This is a genomic window from Polaromonas sp. P4_F4 (genome assembly GCF_056401355.1).
The window spans coordinates 1-12573 of sequence record NZ_JBFUJO010000001.1; the positions used below are offsets into that span (position 1 = coordinate 1).

The 12573-nt window shown below is 58.5% G+C and carries 13 protein-coding genes, 1 tRNA gene and 3 pseudogenes; 11 read left to right on the top strand and 6 right to left on the bottom strand.

Annotated features, from left to right (window positions below):
• The 3 genes and pseudogenes from AC1DUR_RS00005 to AC1DUR_RS00015 form a co-directional block, all read left to right on the top strand.
• A pseudogene (locus AC1DUR_RS00005) lies at positions 1 to 163 on the top strand (IS630 family transposase); the annotation flags it as partial.
• Positions 163 to 318: pseudogene (locus AC1DUR_RS00010) on the top strand (DUF2237 family protein); the annotation flags it as partial. The pseudogenes AC1DUR_RS00005 and AC1DUR_RS00010, both read left to right, overlap by 1 nt.
• 336 nt (positions 319 to 654) lie before the next feature.
• Positions 655 to 744 (top strand) — tRNA-Ser (locus tag AC1DUR_RS00015).
• 113 nt (positions 745 to 857) lie between these two features.
• On the opposite strand, the gene AC1DUR_RS00020 is transcribed toward AC1DUR_RS00015, so the two are convergent.
• From AC1DUR_RS00020 to AC1DUR_RS00040, 5 genes are all read right to left on the bottom strand, one after another.
• On the bottom strand, positions 858 to 1370 hold the full coding sequence (locus tag AC1DUR_RS00020) for a hypothetical protein (protein ID WP_477716749.1): 513 nt from the start codon (positions 1368 to 1370) through the stop codon (positions 858 to 860).
• A gap of 624 nt (positions 1371 to 1994) precedes the next feature.
• Entirely contained in the window at positions 1995 to 3125 is a 1131-nt protein-coding gene (locus tag AC1DUR_RS00025) for a branched-chain amino acid ABC transporter substrate-binding protein (protein ID WP_477716750.1), read from the bottom strand.
• A 245-nt stretch (positions 3126 to 3370) separates the two neighbouring features.
• A complete protein-coding gene (locus tag AC1DUR_RS00030; protein ID WP_477716751.1) occupies positions 3371 to 3688 on the bottom strand; it encodes a hypothetical protein in 318 nt (105 codons plus the stop codon).
• Positions 3685 to 4122, bottom strand: coding sequence for a DNA polymerase III subunit chi (locus tag AC1DUR_RS00035; RefSeq protein ID WP_477716752.1), 438 nt, complete (start codon positions 4120 to 4122; stop codon positions 3685 to 3687). The genes AC1DUR_RS00030 and AC1DUR_RS00035 overlap by 4 nt, the downstream gene beginning before the upstream one ends.
• Entirely contained in the window at positions 4119 to 5639 is a 1521-nt protein-coding gene (locus tag AC1DUR_RS00040) for a leucyl aminopeptidase (RefSeq protein ID WP_477716753.1), read from the bottom strand. Before AC1DUR_RS00040 ends, AC1DUR_RS00035 begins: the two co-directional genes overlap by 4 nt.
• Before the next feature lie 57 nt (positions 5640 to 5696).
• Here AC1DUR_RS00040 and lptF point away from each other — a divergent pair, with 57 nt between their 5' ends.
• The 5 genes from lptF to AC1DUR_RS00065 all read left to right on the top strand — a co-directional run bounded on the left by lptF (position 5697) and on the right by AC1DUR_RS00065 (position 10633).
• The gene (lptF, locus tag AC1DUR_RS00045) at positions 5697 to 6827 is read left to right on the top strand and encodes an LPS export ABC transporter permease LptF (RefSeq protein ID WP_477716754.1); all 1131 of its coding nucleotides are present in this window, start codon (positions 5697 to 5699) and stop codon (positions 6825 to 6827) included.
• Entirely contained in the window at positions 6824 to 7969 is a 1146-nt protein-coding gene (lptG, locus tag AC1DUR_RS00050) for an LPS export ABC transporter permease LptG (protein ID WP_477716755.1), read from the top strand. Before lptF ends, lptG begins: the two co-directional genes overlap by 4 nt.
• Positions 7970 to 8000: 31 nt before the next feature.
• The gene (locus tag AC1DUR_RS00055; RefSeq protein ID WP_477716756.1) at positions 8001 to 8384 is read left to right on the top strand and encodes a sirohydrochlorin chelatase; all 384 of its coding nucleotides are present in this window, start codon (positions 8001 to 8003) and stop codon (positions 8382 to 8384) included.
• Positions 8385 to 8474: 90 nt separating this feature from the next.
• Positions 8475 to 9419, top strand: coding sequence for a CysB family HTH-type transcriptional regulator (locus AC1DUR_RS00060; RefSeq protein WP_477716757.1), 945 nt, complete (start codon positions 8475 to 8477; stop codon positions 9417 to 9419).
• A gap of 8 nt (positions 9420 to 9427) precedes the next feature.
• The gene (locus AC1DUR_RS00065; protein ID WP_477716758.1) at positions 9428 to 10633 is read left to right on the top strand and encodes a pyridoxal phosphate-dependent aminotransferase; all 1206 of its coding nucleotides are present in this window, start codon (positions 9428 to 9430) and stop codon (positions 10631 to 10633) included.
• A gap of 33 nt (positions 10634 to 10666) precedes the next feature.
• On the opposite strand, the gene AC1DUR_RS00070 is transcribed toward AC1DUR_RS00065, so the two are convergent.
• Positions 10667 to 10921, bottom strand: a complete 255-nt coding sequence (locus AC1DUR_RS00070; protein ID WP_477716759.1) for a hypothetical protein — start codon at positions 10919 to 10921, stop codon at positions 10667 to 10669.
• 119 nt (positions 10922 to 11040) lie between these two features.
• Here AC1DUR_RS00070 and AC1DUR_RS00075 point away from each other — a divergent pair, with 119 nt between their 5' ends.
• The 3 genes and pseudogenes from AC1DUR_RS00075 to AC1DUR_RS00085 all read left to right on the top strand — a co-directional run bounded on the left by AC1DUR_RS00075 (position 11041) and on the right by AC1DUR_RS00085 (position 12562).
• On the top strand, positions 11041 to 12078 hold the full coding sequence (locus tag AC1DUR_RS00075; protein WP_477716760.1) for an NrtA/SsuA/CpmA family ABC transporter substrate-binding protein: 1038 nt from the start codon (positions 11041 to 11043) through the stop codon (positions 12076 to 12078).
• A gap of 116 nt (positions 12079 to 12194) precedes the next feature.
• Positions 12195 to 12314 (top strand): annotated as a pseudogene (locus AC1DUR_RS00080) (methionine aminotransferase); the annotation flags it as partial.
• Between the two features lie 89 nt (positions 12315 to 12403).
• Positions 12404 to 12562, top strand: a complete 159-nt coding sequence (locus AC1DUR_RS00085) for a DUF3309 family protein (RefSeq protein ID WP_477716761.1) — start codon at positions 12404 to 12406, stop codon at positions 12560 to 12562.
• Positions 12563 to 12573: the final 11 nt, after the last annotated feature.

Sequence of the window (12573 nt, forward strand, 5' to 3'; positions counted from 1 at the left end):
GTCATCGGTCATCGCCCGTGGCGTGTTTACGTCCTTGCCTGATCTCAAGAGAAAGCTCATGCGCTACATCCGTCAGTACAACGAGCAACCCAAACCCGTAAAGTGGAAATACTGCGATCTGTCACGGCGCATTACTCCCGATTCAATCGTTACAGTCCACTAGGCGACCGCTGGTGCCTGTGCGCCCAGCGCTGGCGGGAGGCCCTGGAGGCAGGCACTGCCCCGCCGGTGATTCTGGAGGCCACCCATATCAACGCGCTGGAATTTGTTACGCTGGCGCAACTGGAAAAGCACCGGTTTCAGGGCGCTGTTCATTGAGCGCGGTTTTAAGAACCTGTTTACGATCTAAACGGGGCCGCGCAAGCACCTTCTCGGGATGGGATGCAAGGCGCGGTGCGCCGCCCATAGCTTGGGCTATGGGCAAGCGCCGCAACGCCGCAGACCGCCCGAGAAGGCGCTTGCCCTTCGGGTTGGGGTGAAATCGGGCGATTGAGCCACCCGGGCCCTTGCATGGGCATTAGCCCATGCGGCGGACCCGGGCGCCCCACTCATCCCGATTGCACCCCAACGCGGCCTCGTTTAGATCGTAAACAGGTTCTAAGAGCCGGCACATTCTGACAAGTGTTCTGGCACTGCTACAATCAAAGGCTTCGCGGAAAGGTGGATGAGCGGTTTAAGTCACACGCCTGGAAAGCGTGCGTGGGGTTATACCCACCGCGGGTTCGAATCCCGCCCTTTCCGCCAGAGATAAAGTAAATACGGGGCCTCGCGCCCCGTTTTTGCTTTCTGTTCCCACAAAATGCCTACTATCTGGGCAATGTCACTCGATCAACCGTCTGTTTGGGGTTACCCGCTAGCTATTGTGTGGTCGACAGCGTTTTCTTGACGAGTGCAAAGTAAGCTGTTTGAGCCCTGTCCACGAGAGCGACAAGAAAGGACTTATCGTTGATGTTCGCCAAGCTGGAAGAACTGTCTACCATAGCCCGCACATTCCCCAAGTCATCGACGTACCATAGTGCTAGCCGCTGTTTGTCAGTGTGTGTTGTCGCCGGAAGAGACACTTCCAGGATACTCGTAGGATGCGCCAGGACTACGAATCGAAAGCTAAGTTCGTACTTTGTGCCCAGCGCTACCAGTACGCCTTCGCCAGGCTCTCTGCGCGTAACCCGAATTGAAGGAAAAGATTCCTCGTTGAAGGGATGCTCTGCCATCTTGAAGAACTTGTCGACTTGATCTTGATGGATCTTGAACAGAGCTTCGTAAGTAGTCAATTTCTCAGTAAGTCCGACCATAGCAAGCCTCTTTTCAATTGCAATGTGAACAGTATTGCACGGCCTGCCCCAGGCCTCCGTTACAAAACCCTCGCCCATGTCTCCGGTCCATACATCAGACAAAGGAAAACCCGCATGCGGCGGGTTAGCTGACCTGAGAAAACACTTACAAAACCCTTCGTCACGTCGACGGCAGGCCCACAATCACGGATTGTCCTTGGCAAACTCGTCCTTCGCGACCTCAACGGCATCCCGTGCACCGTGCGTCGGCCAAAGTTCGTGGCCCCTGTCAATCAGGCTATGGAGGTCACCCTCGCCCTTTGAGAGTGAAAGGTACATGCTTCCGAAAATCTCGGCCCAGATGATTTCCGGCGTCTGGCCATGATGAGTGTCGGTGCTCGATTGCATAGCTAAAGTATGACTAAAACAAGGCCTTTTTGACCGCGCTAGAGTCGCGACGGCACATGCCTGAATCTAACACCGAAAACGCTGTACAACATTAACAAATCAGCAATGCTTTAACCGCCCTGCAGGGCGGGCAAAACCCCAAAAAGCCCCTAGCCATGCCGGTCTCGGTGCCTAAATGGTTTTAGACTCAAACGGGGAAAGCAATCTGCGCGTGTGGAATCTATCGGTTTCCAGAAACGCCATCCTCCAAAGATAGCTGACGGCAGAGCATAAAAAAAGCCACCTTGCGGTGGCTTTTTGATGCGCGTGAACCTATCAGTTCAGGGCAGATTTCTTGCCGTCCTTATAGACGTACAAGGTGATGGCGGGGTTTTTCAATTCGCCATTGGGCTCGAAAGCGATCGTGGTGGTTACGCCCTTGAAGTTGGTTTTAATCAACTCGGGGGTGTAGACCTTTGGATCGGTCGAACCAGCACGCTTCATGGCGTCAACCAAAATGAAGGTCGCGTCATAGGTATAAGGGCTGTAAACCTGGAACTGGTTGGGGTACTTGGCGTCGTAACGCTTTTTCCAGGCTTCGCCGCCAGGCATCTTGGCGAGCGATGCACCGCCTTCAGCGCAGACCACATTGTTGAGGGTCTTGGCGCCAGCGGCAAGTTTGGCCAGTTCAGCCGTGCAGATGCCATCACCACCAAAGTACTTCACGTTGCCCATGCCGAGTTGCTCCATCTGGCGCAGCATCGGGCCGCCTTGCGGGTCCATGCCGCCAAAGAAAATTGCATCGGGGTTTTTCGATTTGACAGCCGTGAGGATGGCCATGAAGTCGGTGGCTTTGTCGGTGGTGAACTGCTCGTCAACCACGGTCATGCCTTTTGCCATAGCCGTCTTTTTGAAGACTCCGGCAACGCCCTGGCCGTAAGCTGAACGGTCATCAATGATGGCGACTTTTTTCAGCTTGAGTGCGTCTGCCGCGTAGAAAGCCAGGCCGGCGCCGAGCGCGTTGTCGTTGGCGAGGATACGGTAGGTGGTTTTGTAGCCAGGCTTGGTCAGGTCCGGGTTAGTCGCGGCACCCGTAATGTGAGGAATACCGCAATCGTTGTAAACCTTGGAAGCGGGAATCGTGGTGCCCGAATTGAGGTGGCCCACCACACCGGCTACTTTGGAGTCGCACAGTTTCTGTGCAGCAGCGGTGCCCTGTTTTGGATCGGCGGCGTCGTCTTCCGCAACGATTTCAAACTTGACCTTCTTGCCGCCGATGACAACGTTCTGCGCGTTCAGGTCCTCAATGGCCATACGCACGCCGTTTTCATTGTCTTTGCCGTAGTGGGCCTGTGAGCCCGACAGCGGCGCGACGTGACCGATTTTGACCACTACATCTTGTGCAGAAGCAAAACCCGCCACAACAGCGAGAGCAGCCACTACTGTGAGTTTTAATTTCATTTGCATAAAAACACTCCGATTAGGAAATTACCGTTAAAGGTTGAGAACAATTTTTATAACTCAACGGGGCCGAACATAACGCAATTTTCGGGCCCGCACCATAGCAACGGCCCTAGGTTCATTTGGATGAGGGGGTTTACCCGAGGAGTAGATCGTCTTATGTGAGTGTGGGGTTTCACCACCCGTCCCGCGCTGCGACACGGGCGCGAAAACAGGGTGCGTCAACCGGCATCCGGACCAGGGCCGAGCCGTTATTTGGGGGCTTCCTGTTCAAAGGCCTGGTTCACCGATTCGCGTACGACCATTTCGATTTCTTCGCGAAGGCGGGGGGCGAGTGTCTGGGTATGCTCCAGGATCAGTTGCCCGACCACTTCACGCAAACGCCGTTCCAGAATCAGGTCGACCCGTTGCATGACGCGTTGCACCATCTGGTCTTCGAGCCCGGAAGCATCGGTCGAAGGCGCTGCCTTTGCTGCTGGCTTGCCCGGGGCAACTGCTGGCGGCGCCGTAGGCCGGACCACCTCGGTCAGCGTCGGCACAAAACGGGGTGGAACGGACGAACTCTTCATGCACCCTCTCCGGCCGTTGCAAGGTCGTGCCGCTTCATGGCGTACCCCCTGTCGGTGTAATGTTTCCAGCGGCCGCGCGCCGCCAGGCGGTCGTCGTCATCCCGTGCAACCACCTCGATAAAGCGCTCAAAGCGCTCAAATTCAACGGGGATACCCCGCCCCAGGTTGACCAGCACGCCATGATGAGCACAGTCCTGCAGCGACTCGGCAAGCAGCACAGGCGTGACCGCCACGCTGTCTTCTCCGGCATCGGCCCGGCAATGCGGCACAAACTCCGTGGGGGAAAAATTCCACAACCATTGATCAAGCTGCGCCAGGACCTCTGGTTCGGCCGTTACCACCACGCGGGCGCCGCTGAGATAGGCCTTGCGCAGCAGGCGGCAGCTGTAGGCCAGCTTGTCGGGTACGTTGAAATGAAAGGCGATCTCGGTCATGCCCGGGTTCTGGATGCAGGTTTGCTTCGTTTTGCCGCCCTGGCTTTGGGTTCGGCCTTTCGCGGGACGGCCTCGGTGACATGGTCCAGCAAATAGTCCAGCAGCAAGGGCACGGGCCGGCCGGTCGCGCCTTTGGCCGCTCCGCCTTTCCAGGCCGTTCCGGCGATGTCCAGGTGCGCCCACGGGAAACTGGCGGCAAAACGCTGCAGGAACTTCGCCGCCGTCACGGCGCCACCCGCCCGTCCAGCGACATTTGCCACGTCGGCAAAATTCGTTTTCAGCCCTTCCGCGTAATCATCGTCCAGCGGCATCCTCCAGCACAGGTCGAGAGACGACTCGCCCGCCGCAGCCAGCGACCCGGCCAGCTCTTCGTTGCTTGAAAAAAGCCCGCTGCGAACACCGCCCAAGGCCACCACGCAGGCGCCGGTCAGCGTGGCGATGTCGATCACCGCCCTCGGCTTGAAGCGTTCCGCGTAGGTCAAGGCGTCGCACAGCACCAGGCGTCCTTCCGCATCGGTGTTCAGAATTTCAATCGTTTGCCCGCTCATGCTGGTGACCACATCGCCCGGCTTGAGGGCTCGCCCGCCGGGCATGTTCTCGGAGGCCGGAATCAACCCCACGACATTCAGCGAGGGCTGCAATTCGGCGAGTGCCCGGAACGTGCCCAGCACGCTGGCTGCGCCGCACATGTCGAACTTCATCTCGTCCATCTCGGCGGCCGGCTTGATCGAAATGCCGCCCGTATCGAAAGTAATACCCTTGCCGATCAGCACCACGGGCGCCACCGATTTGGCCGCGCCTTCATACCGCAGCACGATGAAGCGCAGGGGCTCTGATGTACCCTGGGCCACCGCCATGAACGAGCCCATGCCCAGCTTGGCGACTTCCTTGGGGCCCAGAACCTCCACCTTGATGTTGCGCAATCGGGCCAACTCCCGTGCCGCGCCAGCCAACAAGGTGGGCGTAGCATGGTTGGCGGGCCGATTGGCCCACTCCTTTGCAAAGTCAATGCCTTTGGTCAACGCCACACCCTTGTCGAACCCCGGCCTGGCAGCCGAAAGATCGTTCACACCGACCACTATGCGTTGCAGCTTTACCGGGTTTGGCTTGGATTTGGTGGTGCTGTACACGTAAGCAGCGTCGCTGCAGGCCACTACTGCGGCCCGCACGGCATCCGGCTGCGGGTCGTTCAGGGCACCGAGACTGAGCACGACCCGTTGCGTATTGCCGTTTTTGAGGGTTCCCAACGCGGCATTCACGGCAGTACGGATATTTCGGGGGCTTGCGTCACCGGCCCCCACCAGCAATACCCGCGTTGCCGCTATGCCCGGCGTACGGTAGGCGCTCAGCAGCTTGCCCGGCTTGGCTTCCAGGTCCCCCGCCTTGATGGCAAGGGCTGCGAGTGTCGACAGGGGATCATCGCCAGCGCTCAGGTCCTGGGGTATGAGCACCACCAGCGCATCGCATTTTTCGCTGCAAAGACGGGCACGGGGAAGCAGTTTGAGTTCAAAGTCCATAATTCAGGGTTGAGCAAATAAAACAACAATAAAGCAGAGCAACGGCAATAGTCAGTCATGTTATTCCAATCTTCGATACGCAAAGAGCTGGCGCGCAGTTTCGGCGCAACACTGGTGGTGCTGGTCACCATCGTGATGACCATTGTGCTGATCCGCACCTTGGGCCAAGCCTCGCGCGGCTCCATCAGTCCCCAGGACGTGATGCTCTTCATGGCTTACTCGGCCCTGGGGCGCCTGCCGACTATCCTGACGCTGTCGCTCTTCATTGCCATGGTCAGTACCTTGTCACGCATGTACCGCGACAGTGAAATGGTGGTCTGGTTCACCAGCGGACAGGGACTGGGGGGCTTCCTGAAGCCGCTCTTTCGCTTCGCCTGGCCAGTTCTGCTGGTCATTGCGCTGATGGCGCTTTTTGTCTGGCCATGGGCCAACCAGCAGACCAAGGACATGCAAAACCGCTACGCGCAGCGCGGCGACCTGAGCCGGGTCGCCCCGGGCCAGTTCCAGGAATCGTCCAGCGGCAACCGGGTATTTTTCATTGATCGGGATTTGGCAAGCGAGCAAAGCAGCAGCAACGTTTTTATTGCTGCGACCGAAAAAGGAAAAAGCTCCGTCACCACGGCACGTTCCGGCCGTATCGAGACCCGGGGCGACGCCCAGTTCCTGATGCTCGAAAAAGGCCAGCGGCTTGAAAACGTGGTGGGGCAGTCGGCCCTGAAGATCAGCGATTTTGAAGAGTACGGCACCCGGACGGGCGACTCCGCCTACCTTGGCGAACGCACACCCGAAGCCAAGCTCCTGTCCACACGCTCGCTGATCAAGGAGCCTACGCGCAGCAACCTGGGTGAGCTGGCATGGCGATTGGGTCTGGCCATGGCCGCAGTCAATTTCGTCATTCTGGCGGTCGCACTGGCAAGCGTGAACCCGCGCGGCGGGCGCAGCGGCAACATGATTTTTGTGCTGCTGACGTTTGTCGTCTACAACAACCTGGTGAATCTGGGGCAAAGCTGGATTTTTGTGGGCCTGATCAGTTTCACCAACTTCCTGGTGGTGCTGCATGGCGGTGTGTTGTTGCTGGGGCTGCTGTGGCTGGCCAAACGGCATTTCAACTGGGTGCTTCGGCCCGCCCGGCGCGTTGTGCATGCCCCCCTGGGCGTGCGCGACACCGACTTTGGAAGCAGCGCATGAAGACCATACGCCGGCTGATTTACGGGGAAGTACTAACCGCCATTGCGTTGGTGGCGCTGGGTTTTCTGGCCCTGTTCTTCTTTTTTGACCTTGTCGACGAGCTGCAATACCTCGGCAAAAACAATGGCCTGAGCGCAGCAACCGACATTTACCAAATTCGCCATGCGCTGCTGTATGTGGCTCTGCTGATTCCCAATCACCTCTACGAACTCCTGCCGATTTCCGTATTGATCGGCACCATTTTTGTCATGGCGCGGCTAGCCCAGAGCTCCGAGTACACGATTTTGCGCACCAGCGGGCTGGGGCCGTGGCGGGCACTGCGGCTGCTTCTGGTCCTGGGTGCCGTTTTTGTGACGCTCAGCTTTGCCGTGGGCGACTACGTGGCCCCCGCCAGCGAGCGGGCGGCGCAATTGCTCAAAGCCCGCTATCAAAGCAAAATTACCGTCGGCCAGACCGGCGCCTGGCTCAAGGAGAAACAGCCCTACAACAACTATGTCGTCAACGTCAAAGAGCTGACGCCCAACAACGAAATGAAGGGCGTGCAGATTTTCGAATTCGACAACAAGGGCCTGATTGTCTCCACTACCCAGGCCCCCGTGGCCGTGTTCACCGGAGGCGACGCCTGGATGCTCAAGCAGGCTAGCCGCGCAGAATTTGACGTTCCCGCCAGCCCTGCCGAGATCAGCAAACCGCAGAACGGCGCGAGGGTCAGCCGGACGACCCTTCAGACCTTTCGCTGGCCCACCGAGATCAGCGCGGAGATGGTGTCGGTGGCGCTGCTCAAGCCCGAGCGTATGAGCACCCTGGACCTCTTCAACTACGTCCGCCACCTCAACGCCAACGGCCAGACGGCCCAGCGCTATGAAATTGAATTCTGGAAAAAAGTGTTTTATCCACTCAGCTGCCTGGTGATGGTGATGCTGGCACTGCCTTTTGCCTACCTGCATTTCCGTTCCGGCGGTATCGCCAGCTATGTTTTTGCGGGCGTTATGATTGGCATCAGCTTCTTTCTGCTCAACAACGTGTTCGGCTACATCGGCAACCTGCGCAACTGGCAGCCCTGGCTGGCCGCAGCAACACCCGGGCTGATGTACATGGCCGTTTCACTGGGGGCGTTTGGCTGGCTGGTCCTGCGGCGCTGACGGGCCGGCGCACACTCACCGCAAGACAAACATGACTCCTTCCAACCCCACGCCGGCAGGCACAGGCATTGTCCTGTTTGCGCATGGCTCGCGTGACCCCCACTGGCGGGCCCCCATTGAGGCCGTCGCCACGGAGATCCGCTCGCGCCAGCCCGGCACACCCGTACGCTGTGCCTACCTCGAGCTGAGTGCACCGTCACTGCCCGAAGCCGCTACTGATTTGATAGCTGAAGGCGTTGAAAGAATAAGGGTATTTCCGCTTTTTCTTGGCGTTGGCAAACATGCACGCGAGGATTTTCCCTTGCTTGTCGAGCAAATAAGGGCCGCGCATCCCGGCGTGACGGTTGAACTTCTGCCGACTGCCGGCGAATACCAGCAGCTCACCACCCTGATGGCCGACATCGCCCTGTCCTGACCTTCTTCAGGCGACGAAAAATCAGCGTGCAACCATCAATTCATTAGCACAAACAGGCATAATAAAGTCAATAATTAGCCTGAATTTGATATGAACCTCCACCAATTCCGTTTCGTTCAAGAGGCCATACGGCGCAACCTGAACCTCACCGAAACCGCTCGCGCCCTGCACACGTCGCAGCCCGGGGTGTCCAAGGCCATCATCGAGCTCGAAGAAGAACTCGGGGTGGAGATTTTTGCGCGCCATGGCAAGCGGCTAAAACGCGTGACCGAACCCGGCGAGCATGTGCTCAAAAGCATAGAACTCATCATGCGCGAGGTCGGTAACTTGCGGCGTATCGGTGAGCAGTTTTCGGCGCAGGACAGTGGAACGCTGTCGATCGCCACCACGCACACCCAGGCCCGCTATGTGCTGCCGCAACCGGTGGCCAGGCTGCGCGAAGCCTTCCCCAAGGTCAACGTCAGCCTGCATCAGGGCTCACCCGATCAGGTGGCCCGCATGGTCATCGACGAAGTCGCTGAAATCGGCATCGCCACGGAATCACTGACCCACTACGAAGAACTGGTGACCCTGCCCTGCTACGAATGGCAGCATATGCTCGTGATGCCCGTCGACCATCCCCTGGCCAAAAAGGACGACATCACGCTGGAGGATCTGGCCCAGGAACCGCTGATCACCTACCACCCCTCCTTCACCGGGCGCACCAAGGTCGACCAGGCTTTTGCGGCCAGGCGCCTGCAGCCCCGCATTGCCCTTGAAGCCATCGACTCCGATGTGATCAAGACCTATGTGCGCCTCGGGCTGGGTGTCGGGATTGTGGCCGAGATGGCGCTCAAGGACGACGGCACCAACGCAGACCTGGTGGCCAAACCGGCTGGGCCGCTGTTTGGCGTGAACGTGGCCCGCGTGGCTTTCAAGCGCAGCGCCTACCTGCGCAATTTCGTCTATAAATTTGCCGAGCTGCTCAGCGACAAGCTGGACCGCGCCCTTATCACCAAGGCCATGGCTGGCCGCATCAACGACTACGAAGCATGAACACGCAGATGACTGCCCCTCTTTCAGTCCCGCTCTCCACCCCCACCAGCGCAGTCCGCACGCCCCCGCTCACCAGCAAGCTGCCGGCCGTTGGCACCACCATCTTCACCGTGATGTCCGCGCTGGCCGCCGAAAAGCAGGCGGTCAATCTGGGCCAGGGATTTCCGGACTTTGAATGCGATCCCCGGCTGGTCAATGCGGTGACCGATGCCATGCTCAAGGGGCTGAACCAGTACCCCCCCATGACAGGCGTTCCGGTGCTGCGCGAAGCCATTGCCGCAAAGCTGGCCCGACTGCACGACCGAAGCTACAACCCCCACACCGAGATCACCGTCACTGCGGGCGCCACCCAAGCCATCCTCACGGCCATCCTGGCCGTGGTGCACCCCGGCGACGAAGTGATCGTGCTGGAGCCCTGCTACGACAGCTACGTGCCCAATATCGAACTCGCCGGCGGCACGGTAGTACGCGTCCCCTTGACGCCCGGCACGTTCCGTCCCGACTTCGACAAGATTTCGGGCGCCATCACGTCAAAAACCCGCGCCATCGTGGTCAACTCGCCGCACAACCCGAGTGCCACGGTCTGGACCGAAGCCGACATGCTCAAGCTGCAGGAGATCCTTGCACCCACCGATGTGCTGCTGATCAGCGACGAGGTATATGAGCACATGGTGTTTGACGTGGCCAAGGGGCAGGTGCACCAGAGTGCCGCCCGCTTCCCCGGCCTGGCGGCCCGTGCCTTCATCGTCAGCAGCTTCGGCAAGACCTACCATGTGACCGGCTGGAAGGTGGGGTATGTCGCAGCGCCGGCAGCGCTGACCACCGAATTCCGCAAAGTGCACCAGTTCAATGTGTTCACCGTCAACACGCCGGTGCAGTACGGCTTGGCCGCCTACATGGCCGACCCCAAGCCCTACCTGGACCTGCCCGCGTTCTATGAGCGCAAACGCGACCTCTTTCGCGCCGGGCTGGCCAAAACCCGCTTCAAGCTGCTGCCCAGCGAGGGCACTTACTTCCAGTGCGTGGACATTTCAGAGGTCAGCGACCTGAATGAAGCTGACTTTTGCCAATGGCTCACCACCGAGATTGGCGTGGCAGCGATTCCGCTGTCGGCGTTTTATGGCGACGACTTTGACCAGCGCGTGGTGCGCTTTTGCTTTGCCAAGAAAGATGAAACGCTGCACTCGGCGCTGGAGCGGCTGGCGAAGCTGTAAACAAAGGGCCGGCCTGAACGGAGATGCCCGCCCTCAAATACCATGCGGAAGAGGGACCGGCATATTCGAAAATTTCTTCACCGTCCAGAGCTCTTCTGGAACAAACATTGCCGCTGTTTCGGCTTTGACGCGGCGTGGCGTGGCGTGAGGAAATAAATCACAACAAAACTGCAATTGCTTGTCCAGGCTTATTGAAAGAGTTAGAGTCGGGCGCAAGCCTTTCTTGACCTGGAAACTTGCTCGCACGTATTGAGGCTTCAGTTTGCCTTTATTTTCCGTTCTATTCAAAACCCTGCTGCATCGACAGCCAGTTCCTTGAGTTTCGGCAACTTTGTCTTCCTGTAGCGCTTGCCGCGGTACCTCTGTTCACGACAGCGAGCACTCTGACGACTTGAAGGAGATTCACGATGACAAGAAAACCGGAAAGGCGATTCAGCGGAAAAACTACCGCGATCGCGGGCTTGCTCATTGCGGTAGCGTTACTGGGCGGAGGCTATGGATGGCTTACCCGCACGTCACCAGCATCTCAGGCAGAACCGCCGGAACAAGTAACCATCGCGACAAATACCGCCTATGTCGGAAGCTGTCCGGTCATCGTGGCTCGAGAAAAAGGTTATTTCGCGAGCGAGGGAATACTTGCCGTTGTTCAACCTCACTCCAGCGGCAAGGCTGCCATGGAAGCGGTTTTGCAAGGACAGGCCAATTTGGCGACCGTTGCCGACATTCCCATCATGTTCGCCGGCATGAGCGATCAACCTGTATCTGTCATCGCCACAATATTCAAGGCGGAGAAAGACCATGGGATTGTCGGGCGAAGGGACAGGGATGTCGTGACGCCCGGGAACCTCAAGGGAAAACGCATAGGCGTTACGCTGAGCACTTCAGGCCACTTCACTCTCCATGCTTTCCTCAGCCGGCACAGGTTGTCGTCAGATGGAGTGACGGTGCGCAACTATAAACCGGAGGATCTTCCCACAGCGCTCGCGCAAGGCGATGTTGACGCCATTGCAACGTGGGAACCATTTCTGGACACATCGTTGACAGCGCTCGGTGGCAACGGCGTGATTCACTACGCTCAGGGCATCTACGAAAGCCTATACAACGTTGCCGGAATGCGGGCCTATGTCGTCAGCCACCCGGAAACCATCAAAAAAGTCCTGCGCGCGTTGGCCAAGGGTGCGCGATTTTGCAGCGACGCGCCCGATGCGGCACGCGAACTGATTGCTGCGGGTATGTTGGATGCGACGAAGTTGAAAGCGTCGTGGCCGTCGTACCGGTTCAACATGTCCCTGGACCAGGGCTTGATACTGGCCCTGGAGGACGAGGCACGGTGGGCAATCAGGAACAAGCTGACAAGCAAGGCTGAAATGCCAAATTATCTCAATTACATTTACCTTGATGGCTTGAAGGCAGTGATGCCGTCAGCAGTGACGATTATTCATTGAAACGGCACGCTTGCGCGTCTGGGTTGAATTTCGGGTCAAGCACTTTTTGAGTCGTGACTTCAATCCATGTTGCCCTGACCACCCCTGACCACGCGAGCCTGGAGATCACTGCCACGGCAGCGATTCCCTTGTCGGCGTTCTACGGCAACGGCTTTGACCTGCGCGTGGTGCGCTTCTGCCTTGTGAAAAATGACGAGACGTTGCACGCTGCGCGGGACCGCCTGGCCAAACTGTAGGCGCCTCCTGACGGTCGAACAGGCCTCCTTCCTGCTTGATTTTGCTCTGCCCCGGGCAAGAATCAAGGCATACAACAAGGAGCCCTTCCATGTCCATCTCCCTCATACTGCTCATCATCCTGATCCTGATCCTGATCGGCGCCCTCCCAACCTGGGGTCACAGTAGAAGCTGGGGTTACGGCCCCAGCGGTGGCTTGGGCCTCGTGGTGCTCATCCTGGTCATACTGCTGCTGATGGGGCGCATCTAGCATCCAGATTG